The sequence below is a fragment of the Phyllobacterium sp. T2-21 genome (assembly GCF_055378485.1).
Map to the genome: position 1 here is coordinate 3,128,575 of NZ_AP027912.1, position 15,290 is coordinate 3,143,864.

Genomic DNA, 15,290 nt, shown 5'->3' on the forward strand with positions numbered 1-15,290 from the left:
GGTCATCGAGACGTCAATTCATCTGCAAAGTCACGAAGCGCAATTCGCCCGTCTTGGATGCCAGCATCAAAAGGGCATTCTTGCGGCCTTCATCGCGCAGCTTCTCGATGCGGGCAGCCACGTCTTCCGGCGTCTTGACGGCTTCCTGGGCAATATCGACGATCACGTCGCCCGCTTCGATCCGCTTGTTCGCGGCAATCGATTGAGCCTGCACTTCGGTGATCAGAACGCCCTCGACCTCCTTGGCAATGCCGAATGTCTTTCTGCTGTCATCGTCGAGCACGCCGAGCGTCATGCCGAGGACATCCACATCCTGCGCGGCGTCTTCATCCTGGTCGGTCTGCGACTGGGATTTCTCCTTGGTCTTGGCATCGGTCGTATCTTCCAGCCGGCCGAGCGTGACCTTGACCGTCTGTTCCTTGCCCTTGCGCACCACGACGACATCGACTTCCTTGCCGACAGGGCTTTCCGCCACGGCGCGCGGCAGATCCTTGACATTGTTCACCGGCTTGCCGTCGAACTTGGTGATGACGTCACCGGGCAGGATGGAGCCGTTGGCCACGGGACCGCCGTCAATGATACCGGCAACCAGCGCACCCTTGCTTGAGGTCATCCCCAGGCTTTCGGCAATATCGTCGGTGACCGGCTGGATGCGCACGCCAAGCCAGCCGCGCTGCACTTCGCCATGGTCGCGCAATTGCTGGATCACACCGGCAGCGAGGTCCGCCGGAATGGCAAAGCCGATGCCGATCGATCCGCCGGTCGGCGAAATGATCGCCGTGTTGATGCCGATCACCTGCCCGTACATGTCGAACAGGGGGCCGCCGGAATTGCCCCGGTTGATCGCCGCATCCGTCTGGATGAAATTGTCATAGGGGCCGGAATTGATGTCGCGGTTGCGGGCGGAAACGATACCCACCGTCACGGTGCCGCCAAGACCGAAGGGGTTGCCGATGGCCATGACCCAATCGCCGATACGGGCTTTTGAGGAATCGCCGAACTTGACCGCGACCAGCTTGTGCTTTTTCGGGTCGACCTTGAGCACCGCCAGGTCGGTCTTGGTGTCCTTGCCGACCAGTTCCGCCTTCAGCTTCGATCCATCGGTGAAATTCACCTCGATATCGTCCGCATCGGCAATCACATGATTGTTGGTCACGACGATGCCCTGCTCCGCATCGATGACAAAGCCGGAGCCCAATGACTGAACCTTGCGGGACGGATTGTTCTCACCCGGCTTCTGCTTGCCGAAATACTCGTCGAAGAACTCCTGGAACGGCGATCCCTCCGGGACTTTCGGCATGGGAACCGGTCCGGAATCGCCATCCTGCCCCTTGACGGTCTGCGATGTCGAAATATTGACCACCGCATCCAGCAGACCCTCGGCGAGATCGGCGACGGAGGCCGGGCCCTGGGCTTTCGGCTGCGCCGATTGTGCTGCCGCGATGGTCACAAAGGCGGGCGTCACGCTCGTGGCGGACAGGGCAATCAGCGCGATTGCCGCAGTGGCAGAACGGAAAATCGGGCGACCAGGAGTGAAAACCATGCGTTCGGGCCTTTGTCAGTGTACTCGGATTAAAAAATAAATAGCGATGAATTACAACAGAGCCGCGAGAGTAGACGAAAATATGGCCGTCAGACTGCAAGTCTGATCAAGTTTGGTAATGGCGGGGCCCGCCATTACCCCCGTGCGAGCCAGACGATACCCACGCCGATGGCAACCGACGCGACACCGGCCATACGCAGAAAGCCATCCGGCTGTCCGCTGACATCCCGCGCGACGCGCTTTGCGATCAGCGGGAAACAGCCGTAGAGCAGCCCCTCGAAGACGAGGAACAGCCCTACGGCATCCAGAAAGTCGATCATGCTTGGCCTGCCCCTATTGCGGGGCAGGTTTTGCAGCGGCCGGCGCTGGCGGAACAGCGCCACCATTGGCATCCTGGAAATACCGGAAGAACTCGGAATTGGGCGAAAGCACCATCGTTGTTCCGGCATTGTCGAGGGCTGTGCCATAGGCAGCCATGGACCGGTAGAACGCGAAGAAATCCGGATCCTTGGAGAAGGCATCGGCAAAGATCCGGCTGCGCTCGCCTTCACCCTCACCGCGGGCGATTTCCGATTCCTTGCGGGCTTCCGCAATGATCTCGACCACCTGGCGATCGGCAATCGCCTTGATGCGCTGGGCAGCTTCACGGCCGCGGGCGCGCAGGAATTCAGCCTGGGCAAGACGCTCGGCCTTCATGCGCTCGAACGTCTGCTGCGACACTTCCTGGGTCAGGTCGGTCCGGCGAACGCGTACGTCCGCAATCTCGAGACCCAGTGATTCCGCATCCGGACGCAGCTGTTCGCGCACTTCACGCATCATGCCGGCGCGCTCGTCGGAAAGCGCGGCTTCAAATCCACGCAGACCGTAAACGCTACGCAAGGATGCATCGAGACGCGTGCGCAAACGGGCCTGTGCGAATTCCACATCGCCCGACACCGTCTGGCGGAACTTGCGCGGATCGGTGATCCGGTAGACCAGGAAGGCATCGACTTCGTAGAACTTGCCGCCCGAAACCTGAACACGGATATTGTCCAGCTCAAAGCTCAGCAGACGATCTTCGATCATCTGGACATTGTCGGCTTCAAGAAAGCCGAACGGCAGCTTGAAATAGATGCCGGGCTGGGTCTTCACATCGACGATCTGGCCGAAGCGCAGGACAATGGCCTGCTGACGTTCATTGACGACGAAAACCGAGGAATAAACCAAAAGGGCGATGAATGCGATGAGACCCGCAATAAGAGGAAGACGGTTCTGGCTCATTACTTTGTCCCCTCAGTCGGGCGCTGCTGCTTTGTGATCTCCGACAAGGGCAGATAGGGCACGACCCCCTGACCGTTCTTCTGGTCGACAATCACCTTGTTCGAGTCCTTCAGCACACGTTCCATCGTTTCGAGGAAAAGACGTTTGCGGGTCACTTCCGGCGCCTTCACATACTGGTCATAGACCGATGTGAAGCGCTGGGCCTCACCCTGTGCTTCCTGCACGATGCGGTTCTTGTAGGCGGCCGCATCCTCGCGGATCTGCGCGCCTTCACCGCGGGCCTGACCGAGTTTCTGGTTGGAATACTGGTTCGACTCCTCGACGAAGCGGTCTTCGTCCTGTTCGGCACGCTGCACTTCATCGAAGGCATCGGCCACTTCACGCGGCGGCGACGCATCCTCGATGGAGACGGCATTGACCTGAACACCGGCGCCGTAATCATCCAGTGTCTTCTGGATGATGCCGCGCACGTCATTGGCGATACCCGCGCGATTGTCGCGGAAAATGTCCTGTGCGGGGCTGCGGCCAACGATTTCACGCATGGCGCTCTCGGAGACCTGCTGAACCATGTTTTCCGGACTCTGCACATGGAAGAGGTAAGCAACCGGGTCGGAAACGCGGTAAAGAATGGAGAACTGAACATTCACGATGTTCTGGTCGCCGGTCAGCATCAGGCCTTCCTTGGCGCCCGATACACCCTGTCCGCCGATGTTCTTCTGCTTCTCGACGATCTGGACCTTTTCATAGGTCTCGATGGGCCAGAGATGGAAGTGCAGGCCGGGTTCGGAAATATCCGCCTTCGGCTTGCCGAAGCGCAGTTCGACAGCGCGTTCATCCGGCTGGACCGTGTAGATCGACTGGAAAAGCCAGAAGGCAACCAGGGCAAGCGCCGCCAATCCGAAGATCGTCGAGCTGCTGCCGGTGCCGCCGGGAAGTGCCTGGCGCAGACGGTCCTGGCCACGGCGGATAATATCTTCAAGGTCGGGCGGATTGCCTCCGGGACCTCCGCCTTGCGGCTTCTGGCCCCATGGACCACCGCCGCCGCCATTGTTGTTACCGCCGCCACCCCAAGGGCCGCCGCCACCGTTCTGATTACTCCAGGGCATTCCTACCTCATGTTTTGGAACGAGATTCGCCACCCCATGGCAACGTCCCGCTAACCCGATATCCCGTTTATAGGGATCGCAAGGCGCGCTTTCAACGCGCAGCGCGGTTTTTCATGCTAATTTGGTAAAAAGTCGAACGATTATGACCGCTTATCACGAAATTTTCATATTGATTGCCGGATAAGCGGCAAATTCTAGCGCCGTTCGTAAATCGTGTAGCGGGTCGGATAATTGTCTTTTTCACCCGCCGGGAATTCTTCCTGAAACACTTCGTTCCAGTTCTTCGGATCGATGGGAGGGAAAAACGCGTCGCCCTCGATATTGGCCAGAACCCAGGTGATGTGAAGACGGTGCGCCCGATCCAGGAGCTGGCGATAAATCTCGCCGCCGCCGATAACGCAGATTTCATCCACCTTGTCCGCCGCCGCATGGCTGCCGGCAATCATCAGCGCCTCATCCACGGAACGGACGGCAATGACACCGTCCACGGCAAAGGCGGGATCGCGGGTGATGACGATGTTGGTGCGTCCCGGCAGCGGCTTGCCGAGCGTATCCCAGGTCTTGCGCCCCATGATGATGGGCTTGCCCATGGTGACCGCCTTGAACCGCTTGAGATCAGAAGACAGGCGCCACGGCAGGCCATTGTCACGGCCGATAACCCCGTTCTGCGCGACGGCAACAACAAAACTGATCATTGGACCTATTCCTTCCGGGAAAGCAGACAGCGTAAACCGAAGAGCGCGAGCAATTCGACCAGATCAACGGGTCCTGACTCTAGACGGCGATCGGCGCCTTGATGCTCGCTTCGGCCACATAGTTCTCAAGACTGAAATCGTCGAATGTGAAAGCAAAGAGGTCTTTCACGTCGGGATTAAGGCGCATGACCGGCAAAGGACCCGGCGTGCGGCTCAATTGCAGCCGCGCCTGCTCGAAATGGTTGGCATAGAGATGCGCATCGCCCAGCGTGTGGACGAAATCACCCGGCTGCAGACCCGTGACCTGCGCCACCATGAGGGTCAGCAGGGCATAGGATGCGATATTGAACGGCACGCCGAGGAAAATATCGGCGGAGCGCTGGTAGAGCTGGCAGGAAAGTTTTCCGTCGGCCACGTAGAACTGAAACAGGCAGTGGCAGGGCGGCAGCGCCATTTCATCGACGAGCGCCGGATTCCATGCGGAAACGATCAGACGCCGCGAATAGGGATTTTGCTTTATCGCACTGACAAGATTCGCAATCTGGTCGATATGCTGGCCGTCGGGCGCAGGCCAGGAGCGCCACTGATAGCCATAGACCGGCCCGAGATCGCCGTTCTCGTCGGCCCATTCATCCCAGATTGTCACGCCGTTTTCCTTGAGATAGGCGATGTTCGTTTCGCCTTTCAGGAACCACAGCAGCTCGTGGATGATGGATTTGAGATGCAGTTTCTTGGTCGTCAGGGCAGGAAAACCCGCCGACAGATCGAATCGCATCTGGTAGCCGAAAACGGAACGTGTGCCTGTCCCGGTACGGTCGCCGCGGTCGACGCCGGTATCGAGCACATGCTGAAGAAGATCAAGATAAGCGCGCATGGCTTCTCTTTAGCAGATTCGTTTCACGAAGCAGTAAAACTTCTGTGTGATCCACAAGCACAGGCGGCAAAAATCCCCGGCGAATCACCGGGGACCCTGTTCAGCCCGGCAAACGCTCAGAGGCTGCCGAGCAGTCCGAGTTCTTTTGCCGTCAGATAATAGAAGGTGACCCGGCCCTTGGCACGGTGATCTTTCATCTTTTCGCAGACGGCGTGAATGGCAGCATCGGCCTTGGCAGCATCGGTGACGCCGAGCTTCTTGCCAACCCAACTGGTACGAACACGGGCCAATTCTTCCGGATCCGAGCAGGAAACCAGCGAAGAATCCCGGTTGCGCAGGGCAATTCCGAGATGTTTGACGATTTTTGTGACAATCGCCTCGTCCGCACCCGCATCGTAATGACGTACATCTGCTAGATAGTCACTCATGAAAAAATCCCCTGATTGTTGGTTTCAATGCCCAGGCACCAAAACCCTCCCTGACACAAAAGACACCGCACAACCGGCAGCTGCATAACGCGATGACTCGTTAGACACAGGAAACATTCCCCAGCTGCAGGAACCTGTCAATGCCGCTCTTTCATTTCGCCGCGACACCACCTATATAGGTCTTGCTGGCTTCGGCCAGCTATGGTGATAAACGGACGATACAATAAGCCTATTGGACCCGGGGGCGGTACCCGGCGCCTCCACCAGAGTGCAGTTGCGAGACTGCATTGTGGCGGGGGCGAAATAGGATCGACAAGGGTGTAAAAATCGCTCTTTTGCCCGGCATAGTACCACCGTTATCGGGCTAACTCAGTAGTTGCAAACGACAACTATGCGGAAGCACGTCTCGCTGCTTAATTGCGGTGTGATCGCTTCAAATTAAGTCCTAGGGGTTCGCACTTCTAGGCGGGGTTCGGAGGTACCTGGCAACAGAAACCTCCACCTTCCCCCCTTTGTGAAAATCCGCCATGCCGCAAGCCGTCTTCAGGCTTTGCGCACCCTGTTGCGTCAATCCTAGTCCTCTGCAGAAATGCAGAAGGCCCGGAACCGTGGTTCCGGGCCTTCGTCTAAGTGGTTGAGCGAGGCTGCCTACTCCGCAGCGGCTTCTGCTTCGACAACGCGGCGGCGCGCGATTGTCAGCTGCGTCAGAATGAAGGCAGCCACGGCGCACAGGCCGATGCCCGCCGCCATCGGCAGTGCCGTGCCGTTGAAGAACAGACCGGCGATTACCATCGCAACGGCTGCCGTCACGAAGTGCAATGTTCCCATCAGGGCTGACGCCGTACCGGCAATCTCGCCATGATCTTCAAGGGCAAGCACCGCGGTCGTCGGAATGACCAGACCGAGGAAGCCGTAACCGATGAACAGGAATGTCGCCAAGACCGGCAGCTGGTTGAAGCCCAGCGCCATGACGACAACCATGGCCGCCATGGTGAACGAGAAGGCCGTCAAGGCCATGCGCATCACCCGCACCAGACCGAAACGGTCGCCGAGCCAGCCGGTCAGCTGCGATACCGTGAAGAACGACACCGCATTGATCGAGAAGGCGATGCTGTACTGTGTCGGCGTCAGGCCGTAATGGTCGATGAGCACGAAGGGCGAGTTGGCGAGGTAAACGAGAAAGCTTGAAATACCCAGCCCGCCGATGAAGGTCAGCGTCAGGAAGTTACGGTCGCTGAGCAGCAGGCGATAAGCGGCCATGGCGCTGCCAAGGCTGCTTTCCACGCGTGCGGCCTTCGGCCGGGTTTCCTTCAGCTGCGTCGACAGGAGGATCAGCCCGATGAAGGCGGCAATCGTCACCGCCCAGAACACGCCGCGCCAGCCGTAGAAGCTGATGACGGCACTGCCCGTCAGCGGCGCAAGGATCGGCGAAATGCTGAAGACCAGCATCAGCAGCGACATCAGCCGCGCCGCCTGGACACCCGTGTGCATGTCGCGAACGATGGCGCGCGGAATGACCATGCCGGCCGCACCGCCGATGCCCTGCAGGAAGCGGAAGGCAATCAGCGTTTCGATGTCATTGGACAGCGCGCAGCCGACGCTGGCCACGGCAAACAGGCCGATGCCCATATAGAGCGGCGCCTTGCGGCCCCACATGTCGGAAAGCGGCCCATAGATCAGCTGGAAGATCGCGAAGGAAATGAAGAACGCCAGGAGGCTCATCTGCACGACATTGTTTTCAGCGCTGAGATCCTTGCCGATGGACGGCAGCGCCGGGAGATACATGTCGATCGCAAATGGCCCGATGGCCGACAGGAGACCAAGAATGAGGGCCGTACGAAAGAAAGAGGTCGTCATGGTGTTCATCTTTCAGAAAACGGCAGCGCGAAGCTCATCGGCTTCTGCGCCGCATTGCTCTCAGGAGAGGTTCAGAATTTTTCACCTGCGATGGAGCGGCGCGGCTTGGGAGGACGCTCGCTCCATCACAAAACAGTGTGTCAATGTTTTTAGACACAACTGTCAAATTAGACACTATTGTCTAAAACGTCAATGCGCATTATCTTCGGTTCATGACAAATCCAAAAGAAGCAGCGCACAAGGCGACCGGCCATACCCAACGTGGTCAATGTTCAAAACGTCTATCGATATTGGATGCAGCGGCTGAGGTATTTTGCCGGGAAGGCTTTGCCGGAGCGAGTATTGACGAAATCGCTGTAGAGGCGGGCGTTTCGCGCCAGACTATATACAACCACTACCGGGAAAAGGAAACACTCTTCACCGCCGTGGTTGAAGATGTGATGAACCGCACCAATGCCAGCCTCTTCTCGATACTGGCGACATTTCCCGACAAGCCCGGCAATCTGGAAGACGATCTGAGCGCATTTGCGGTGCGGCTCGCCCAGAATTGCCTGTGCAACCAGGACGGAAAGTTCCTGCGCAAACTGGTGCAGTCCGAGGGTGAGCGCTATCCGCAGCTGTTCGAGGGCTGGCGCAGGCACGGCCCCGGAAAGATCGGAACCGCCCTCGCCGCGCTGTTTGCCCGCCTCTCCCATGGCGGCGGCCTGCAGATGGATGATTTCGATCTCGCCGCCCGGCAGTTTCTGGCCCTGGTCAATGCCGATCTGCAGATGATTACGCTCTTCGGCGAATCGCCGACCGGGGAACAGCTGGACAATGCCGCGCGCAATGCCGTGCGCACCTTCCTGCGGGCCTATTCGGCCCCCGCAGGCAATCCGGCAATGGGTGCGGACAGCGGGCCCCAACGGGCACGGCAAGCTTAATTTAAGCCTGGAGCTTACAACCAGTCGCAATTCCTTTATCCATGCGCCATAATGGCTCAAACCTGTTTGTCATCTCTGCTTGACAGAGAGGGGCGAATCCATGGGATAAGAGTGCATGCCACAAGATATGATCCGTTACGATATACTGGCCCAGGAAGCGCTGCGCGGCGTTATCCGCAAAGTCCTTGGTGAAGTTGCCAAGGCTGGTCTTCCTGGCAACCATCATTTTTTCGTCACGTTCCTGACCGGTGCGGCGGGCGTGCGCATTTCGACGCGTCTGCACGAAAAATATCCCGAGCAGATGACCATCGTCCTGCAACACCAGTTCTGGGATCTGCAGGTCACGGATACGCTGTTTGAAGTCGGCCTGTCCTTCGGCGATGTGCCGGAACGTCTGGTCGTGCCGTTCTCCGCCATTCGCGGCTTCTACGATCCCTCCGTCAACTTCGAACTGGAGTTCGACGTCGAGGTGGAAGAAACCGTCGGCGACAACGATCAGGGCGTTACCAGCATTGCACCGGTGCAGCCTGCCGAAAAGCCGAAGACGGCAACGTCCGGCGCCAAGCCGAAACCCGCAGCCAAACCGGCCAAGAAGCCGGCCAAGGCAGGCGGCGAAAAAGCCGATGCTCCGCGCGAAGAAACGGGCGAGAAGGCATCCGCATCGGTCGTTTCCCTGGATTCATTCCGGAAGAAGAAGTAACGCGCGCCCATGGCCGACATCGTCAACCTGCGACAGTTCAAAAAGCGCAAGGCGAAGGACGCGAAGGAGCAGAGTGCGGCCGAGAACCGGATTGTGTTTGGCCGCACCGGAACCGAGAAACAGTTTGAAAAGAACGCCAGCCGCAAGACCGAGCTGTTTCTCGACAGCAACCGGCTTGAGGGTCGCATACCACCAGCCGGCAAGGACAAGCCTTGAGCCTTGTCCGCAAACGGTCCGTGACAATCCGCGGGCACCGCACCAGTTTTTCTCTTGAAGACCCTTTCTACGCGATCATCGCGTCCATCGCGGACGACCGCAAGATCACGCTCGCCCGCCTGATTGCCGAGATCGACGAGGGCCGCGACCGCGACTCCAACCTGTCTTCGGCCCTGCGCATCTACGTGCTCGACTGGGTGATGAAAGGGATGAAAACCGCTTCTTAAGATTCTGATTTGATTCGTGGTGTTATAGTCACCCCGTATTCTGCATCGCCGTCATGCGTGGTTCGACAAGCTCACCATGGGGAAAGTTGCAATCTGCAGAGCGCTGGATTCCCTCATGGTGAGCTTGTCGAACCACGCACAATGGTTTTGCCAGCCGTTCGCTCTACTGAACCGTTGGCCCGAGCGTCTTCAGAAAATCATCCACGGACTGTTTGTTGAGGGCGCCGCTGCCCTGCTGGGGCGGCACCTGCGCCCCGCCACTGGGGGGCGACGGCTGCTCGCGGGCCTTCCGGGCCGCATCTTCCGCGGCCTGCTTCTCGGCAGCTACCTTTTCGGCAGCAGCCCTTTCAGCGGCGGCTTTCTCGGCCGCGGCCCTTTCAGCTGCCTGCCGCTCCGCCTCGGCCTTTGCCGCCGCTTCCTGTTCCGCCTTCAACCTGGCCTCTTCCGCAAGCCTCTGCCGTTCCGTGGCCTTGCTCTGGAACAGCAGGGCCTCGCGGCGCAGCCGCTGCTTTTCAACCAGCGACGCCTGCATGGTTTCGACGCGCTGCTGCTCGCGCTCCAGCGTGCGTTGCGTCAGGAACTGTTCCAGCGGCTGACGGTTCAGCGTCCATTTCGGCGCGCGCCACGGCCCCTCTCCCTTGAACTCGACAACCGGCTCGGCACCGGCAACCACCAGCTTGCCCGGATCGAACGCATAGCGCCCCTGCGAGGCCATGGTCATGTCGGGGAAATTCAGCCGCAGATCGGCATTCAGCGACGCACCGGGGCTTTTCAGCTGGAATGTCGATGTCCGCGCCGTGCCGCCGGCAATGGTAAAGGCAAACTCCGCCGCACCCGCATTGAACGGCCCGGCATGCAGATATTTGCCGATCACGCCATTCACGCTTGCAGCGGTGATCGGGCCCGACAGCCCGTCGGCATCGTCCAGGATAGGCTTGAGCGCGCCGGGATTGATGGTATCGATGGCCAGATCATCCACGGAAACAACGCCCGAACCGGCGACCGACGCCATCATATCGGCGATGGTTGTGCCTGTTGCATTGACCGAAGCGACGATCTTCGCTGTGCCCATCAGCGGCTCATGGTCTTCAGGCGTGTAGAGATCATCGAGGGAGGCCTGCTCCAGCGTGAACTGACCGGCCGCCAGACCGGTACCGCTCGTGTTGCGCAGCTCGAACGTGCCCTTGACGGTGCCGCCGAGAATCTCGCCCTGCGTTTCATCGAGCCGCAGATAGCCGTCCTTCAGCGATGCGGTGGACTGCAGTTTGCCCACCCGTCCGAGAACACCGGCGTCCGCCTCGTCAGCCTTGATCTTGAGATTGAAATCGGCCGGGAACAGCGGCGCCTTGGCAAAGGTTTCTTTCGGCCAGTGCGTTTGCCCGCCCGCGTCGACGGCGCCGGTGCCGAGCATGAACTGCACCACGGCGGGAAGGTCGATCCTGCCCAGCGCCAGATTGCCCTGTATATCGGGTGTGCCGTTGTTCACGCCGAGATCGAGACGGCCGGCAATCTTGGTGTCATGCACCTTGCCGTTCAAATCCGGCAGCACCAGCCGGCCCTTGGCAAGCTGGAAGCTGCTGGCCATGTCGACCGGCATGCCGTTGCCAAATCCCGGCAGCGAATAGCCGGCTGTCGCAAGATAGGGCTCCAGATCGCTGGCCTTGATCGACGCCCGCCCTTCGCCGTTCAACAGGCCGTTGCTGCTGCGCAGACTGCCGTCGAGGAGCGCCTGGCCATCCGGCGCTTTCAGCGCAAGCTGTGTCTGGATGCCGTCCTTGCCATTGCCTTTCAAGGCAAGGTCCGCCTCCAACTCACCGGCAAAGCCGAGCGGCAGCGCGGGAAGTCCCATCAGGGCCATCAGGTTCTCGCCGTGATCCGTGCGCGCATTCATCGTCAGTTCCAGCACGCGGAACTTGTCGGTGCCCTGGCTGGTCGTGCCGGAAAGCGTGATATCCATGCCGCCGGTTTTCCCCGCCGCGCTCAGCGAGAATTCGTCGGCGGCATCCTTGCCATGCAGCGCATTGGCGATGATGCTCAGCTCCGTTCCGTCAAACAGTCCGGGAAACCGGGCCGCATGCTCGTTGAGCGCCGCAAGGAACGGGAAGTCGGGAAACTGCGCCGCCAGCGCCGCAACGAACGGCGCCATGTCATCCGAGAGAACCGTTGCATCCAGCGAACCGGAAGGCTCGGCCTTGAACGGCGCGATTTTGCCGGTTGCGGTAATGGTCGCCCCGGACACATTGCCCACGGTCAGGCGGTCGATGTCGAAGACGCCGTCGCGCAGGCGAAAGCCGGTATCGAGCGATTCCGCCACCAGCCCGCCATGACTGACCGGCCCGACTTTCACCCGCACATCGAGATCTTCACCTGCCAGTTGCGGCGCGCCCTTGCCCGCTTCCGACGGCGTGTTGCGGCCGAAGATGGCGGCAAAGGCTTCCAGCGCATCGCCATCCAGCGCACCGCCATCCAGCGTCAGCTGGGTCAGCGGCACGGATTCGCCCTTGGCGCTGCGGATCAGCGATCCCTTCAGCGAGGCGCCGCCAAGGGCCACTTCCAGATTGTCAATGCGCTGCAGGTCGTCGTGCAGTTTCACATCACCGGAAAAACCCGCGCCCGCCAGCCGCCGGATCGATTCATCCACCGTATCGGTCAGCCATGCCGCCAGACCCGAGGGCTGGCGCGATGCGACAAGCAGTTTGCCGTCAAAGCCGAAATCCTTGCCGATCTGCAGCATGCCGCTGGCCTCGAACTGGGTTCGTCCCGGCAGTTCCGCCCGCAGCTGGTTGATCTTCCAGGCACCGCCCGAGGGCTCCGCGTCGATCCGCACCGAGCGGATGGTGGTATCGCCCGCCACGATGGCCGGAAGTTTCAGATCGATGCTGCCGGGAACCGTCGGAATGGGCAACTGGTCCATCAGGCGGCGGAACACGCCCAGCCGCTGCGCGGCCGTGTGCGGCGTTGGCTTGCTGCCCTTGCTGTCCTCGTTCTGGTTGTCGAACGTGACCTGCTGGCCATCCGCCTTGACTTCAAACCGCGGGTTCTTGCCATAGTCGAAAAGCGCGTTGCCATTGACGATATAGGGATCGTCAACCGTCCCCTGCTCCATCCGGAACTCCGGAATGGTCACGCTGGCATGATCGGCCTCGAAGCGCCCTGTCACGCGCACGCTGGAAAGAAGCGGCTTGTCCTCGGCCGGCGTCCCCTTGCCCGCCGCCTTGGGCGCTGTCTCGTCAGCCGACCGGATGTTGATGCTGCCGGCATATTTCAGCGCGCTCTTGTCAAGCGTCACCCCGCCGTCGGTCTCGAGCACCGCCGGAATGCCGTCAGGGATAATGCGTGCATGCACGTTGAGCGAGCCGTCCGGCTTCAACTGGCCGGTGGAAGCGGAAACGCTGGTCCGCTCCCCGTTGAAAAGCAATGTGCCATCGAATTTCCACGGACCGCTCAGCTTGGTCGCGGACACCGTCGCATTGAGATCGTTCACCGTGCGGACCGTCGCGGTCGAGGCGTCGCGCACCAGCACGGAGCCGTTGGTGATCCGCACGTTTTCCAGCTTGACCTGCGTCGAGCCGAATGATGTCTGCGGCCGGATGGCCCAGTCGACCACGCCGTTGCGGTCGATATTGACCGACGCGGTCGGCTTCTCCAGCCGCATGTCGAAAATGAGAATCTCGCCGCGCAGGAACGGCGCAAGTTCCGCGTCCATCGAAAACTTGTCGATGGTCATGACCGGCGCCGATCCGGGGTCGCCCACCCTGACGTCGGAGAAGGTCACCGATGGAAACGGCAGAAGCCTGGCGCTGGCCGTCCCGGCCACCGTGACGGGCCGCCCGAGAAGCGCCGATGCCTCCCGTTCGAACGAGGAGCGGTAGCCGGCCCAGTCGACAAAATACGGCACCACCAGTGCCGCGGTGAGCACCAGTACCAGTAGTCCGCCGATCAGAACAAAAAGGCGCGCCAGTGTTTCAACTCCATTCTTACGCGTTGGGCACCGTATACACCGCACCGTTCACAAATTGGGCGAAGATGCGGAATCAACGTGCAAAGTTACAGACGTAAGATCTTGCCGGGATTCATGATATTGCCCGGATCGATAGCCCGCTTGATCGTTTCCATCACGTCGACCGCACCGCCAAGCTCGAGCCGGAGGAATTTTATCTTGCCCTGGCCGATGCCGTGCTCGCCTGTGCAGGTCCCGTCCATGGCAATCGCCCTGAGATTGAGGCGCTCGACAAAGGCTTCCACGTTCTGGATTTCCTCCGGATTCTTGTCGTCGAACAGGATCAGCACATGGAAATTGCCGTCGCCCGCATGACCGACAATCGGCGCGATCAGCCCGCTCGCCGCAATATCCTTCTCCGTTGCGACAATGCATTCGGCCAGGCGCGAAATCGGCACGCACACATCCGTCGACAGCGACTGCTTCCCGGGCGCCAGCGTCATGCAGGCGAAGTAGGAATTGTGCCGCGCCGACCACAGCTTTTCGCGTTCTTCCAGATTGGCCGTCCATTTGAACGGGCCACCGCCATTGGCCGCGGCAATCTCGCCGAAGAGTTCCGCCTGTTCGGCCACACCCGCATCGCTGCCATGGAATTCGACAAAGAGATAGGGGGCAACCGGATAATCAAGCTTGGAATAATTGATCATCGCCTGCATCTGCAGGCTGTTGACCAGCTCGATACGCGCCACGGGAATGCCCATCTGGATGGTCTCAATCACCGCGTTGCAGGCGCTTTCAAGATCCGGAAACGCGCAGATGCCGCCGGAGATCGCCTGCGGAATGCCGTAGAGCTTCAGCGTCAGTTCGGTGATGATGCCGAGCGTGCCTTCGGAGCCGACGAGCAGCCGGGTCAGGTCATAACCGGCAGACGTTTTCTTCACCCGCTTTGCCGTGCTGATCAGACGGCCATCCGGCATGACGGCCTTCAGCGCCAGCACGTTTTCGCGCATGGTGCCGTAGCGCACGGCATTGGTGCCCGAGGCACGCGTGGCAGCCATGCCGCCAAGGCTGGCATTGGCGCCGGGATCGATCGGGAAGAACAGGCCGGTATCGCGCAGATATTCGTTGAGTTCCTTGCGGGTGATGCCCGGCTCGACCACGACATTGAGGTCTTCGGTATAGACCTTGAGAATGCGGTTCATCCGCGACAGGTCGATGGACACACCGCCCGCCGGCGCATTCACATGGCCTTCCAGCGATGTGCCGGTGCCGAACGGAATGACCGGCACCTGCCACTCGCCGCAGAGGCGCACGACTTCCTGAACGTCTTCGGTCGTTTCGGCGAAAACCACGAGATCGGGGGCCTGGTTCGGGACATAACTGGTGGTGTGGCCATGCTGCTCGCGGATGGATTTGCCCGTCTGCGCGTTGTCACCAAACCTTTTCCTAAGAATCGAAACAACGGTCGCAATACCATTTTCATTGCGCACCATTGCTCCTGCATCAGCCAATGCCATTCCG

The 15,290-nt window shown here is 60.1% G+C and carries 14 protein-coding genes and 1 other RNA gene; 5 read left to right on the plus strand and 10 right to left on the minus strand.

Translation table 11 applies throughout. The features are described from left to right. Positions 1-13: 13 nt before the first annotated feature. The 7 genes from ACZ5FP_RS15675 to ACZ5FP_RS15705 all read right to left on the minus strand — a co-directional run bounded on the left by ACZ5FP_RS15675 (position 14) and on the right by ACZ5FP_RS15705 (position 5,906). Entirely contained in the window at positions 14-1,543 is a 1,530-nt protein-coding gene (locus ACZ5FP_RS15675; RefSeq protein ID WP_464661206.1) for a DegQ family serine endoprotease, read from the minus strand. Between the two features lie 134 nt (positions 1,544-1,677). Continuing rightward, positions 1,678-1,863 (minus strand): DUF2065 domain-containing protein, encoded by a 186-nt coding sequence (locus tag ACZ5FP_RS15680; RefSeq protein WP_223612770.1) that lies wholly within the window; start codon positions 1,861-1,863, stop codon positions 1,678-1,680. 13 nt (positions 1,864-1,876) lie between these two features. Beyond that, complete coding sequence (gene hflC, locus ACZ5FP_RS15685; RefSeq protein WP_346306948.1) at positions 1,877-2,803, minus strand: protease modulator HflC; 927 nt, start codon at positions 2,801-2,803, stop codon at positions 1,877-1,879. Continuing rightward, a complete protein-coding gene (gene hflK / locus ACZ5FP_RS15690) occupies positions 2,803-3,909 on the minus strand; it encodes an FtsH protease activity modulator HflK (protein WP_105732232.1) in 1,107 nt (368 codons plus the stop codon). Before hflK ends, hflC begins: the two co-directional genes overlap by 1 nt. Before the next feature lie 194 nt (positions 3,910-4,103). Further along, entirely contained in the window at positions 4,104-4,604 is a 501-nt protein-coding gene (locus ACZ5FP_RS15695) for a dihydrofolate reductase (RefSeq protein WP_223612768.1), read from the minus strand. A 79-nt stretch (positions 4,605-4,683) separates the two neighbouring features. Further along, a complete protein-coding gene (locus tag ACZ5FP_RS15700) occupies positions 4,684-5,478 on the minus strand; it encodes a thymidylate synthase (protein WP_464661207.1) in 795 nt (264 codons plus the stop codon). A gap of 116 nt (positions 5,479-5,594) precedes the next feature. Then, a complete protein-coding gene (locus ACZ5FP_RS15705; RefSeq protein WP_464661208.1) occupies positions 5,595-5,906 on the minus strand; it encodes a DUF2853 family protein in 312 nt (103 codons plus the stop codon). 145 nt (positions 5,907-6,051) lie between these two features. Between ACZ5FP_RS15705 and ssrA the strand changes: the two genes are divergently transcribed. After that, positions 6,052-6,409: a transfer-messenger RNA gene (gene ssrA, locus ACZ5FP_RS15710) on the plus strand. A 145-nt stretch (positions 6,410-6,554) separates the two neighbouring features. Here the strand turns inward: ssrA and ACZ5FP_RS15715 are convergent. Then, a complete protein-coding gene (locus ACZ5FP_RS15715; RefSeq protein ID WP_223612765.1) occupies positions 6,555-7,763 on the minus strand; it encodes a multidrug effflux MFS transporter in 1,209 nt (402 codons plus the stop codon). Between the two features lie 212 nt (positions 7,764-7,975). Here ACZ5FP_RS15715 and ACZ5FP_RS15720 point away from each other — a divergent pair, with 212 nt between their 5' ends. The 4 genes from ACZ5FP_RS15720 (at position 7,976) to ACZ5FP_RS15735 (ending at position 9,829) form a co-directional block, all read left to right on the plus strand. After that, on the plus strand, positions 7,976-8,686 hold the full coding sequence (locus tag ACZ5FP_RS15720) for a TetR/AcrR family transcriptional regulator C-terminal domain-containing protein (protein WP_464661209.1): 711 nt from the start codon (positions 7,976-7,978) through the stop codon (positions 8,684-8,686). Positions 8,687-8,801: 115 nt separating this feature from the next. Next, positions 8,802-9,386 (plus strand): SspB family protein, encoded by a 585-nt coding sequence (locus ACZ5FP_RS15725; protein ID WP_223612763.1) that lies wholly within the window; start codon positions 8,802-8,804, stop codon positions 9,384-9,386. 9 nt (positions 9,387-9,395) lie between these two features. After that, complete coding sequence (locus ACZ5FP_RS15730; RefSeq protein ID WP_464661210.1) at positions 9,396-9,602, plus strand: DUF4169 family protein; 207 nt, start codon at positions 9,396-9,398, stop codon at positions 9,600-9,602. After that, positions 9,599-9,829: a ribbon-helix-helix domain-containing protein gene (locus ACZ5FP_RS15735; protein ID WP_464661211.1), complete on the plus strand. Its 231-nt coding sequence runs from the start codon at positions 9,599-9,601 to the stop codon at positions 9,827-9,829. The genes ACZ5FP_RS15730 and ACZ5FP_RS15735 overlap by 4 nt, the downstream gene beginning before the upstream one ends. 163 nt (positions 9,830-9,992) lie before the next feature. On the opposite strand, the gene ACZ5FP_RS15740 is transcribed toward ACZ5FP_RS15735, so the two are convergent. Both ACZ5FP_RS15740 and ACZ5FP_RS15745 read right to left on the minus strand, forming a co-directional pair. Next, the gene (locus ACZ5FP_RS15740; RefSeq protein WP_464661212.1) at positions 9,993-13,835 is read right to left on the minus strand and encodes an AsmA family protein; all 3,843 of its coding nucleotides are present in this window, start codon (positions 13,833-13,835) and stop codon (positions 9,993-9,995) included. Between the two features lie 41 nt (positions 13,836-13,876). Further along, positions 13,877-15,286, minus strand: coding sequence for an FAD-binding oxidoreductase (locus tag ACZ5FP_RS15745; protein ID WP_464661213.1), 1,410 nt, complete (start codon positions 15,284-15,286; stop codon positions 13,877-13,879). Positions 15,287-15,290 lie beyond the last annotated feature (4 nt).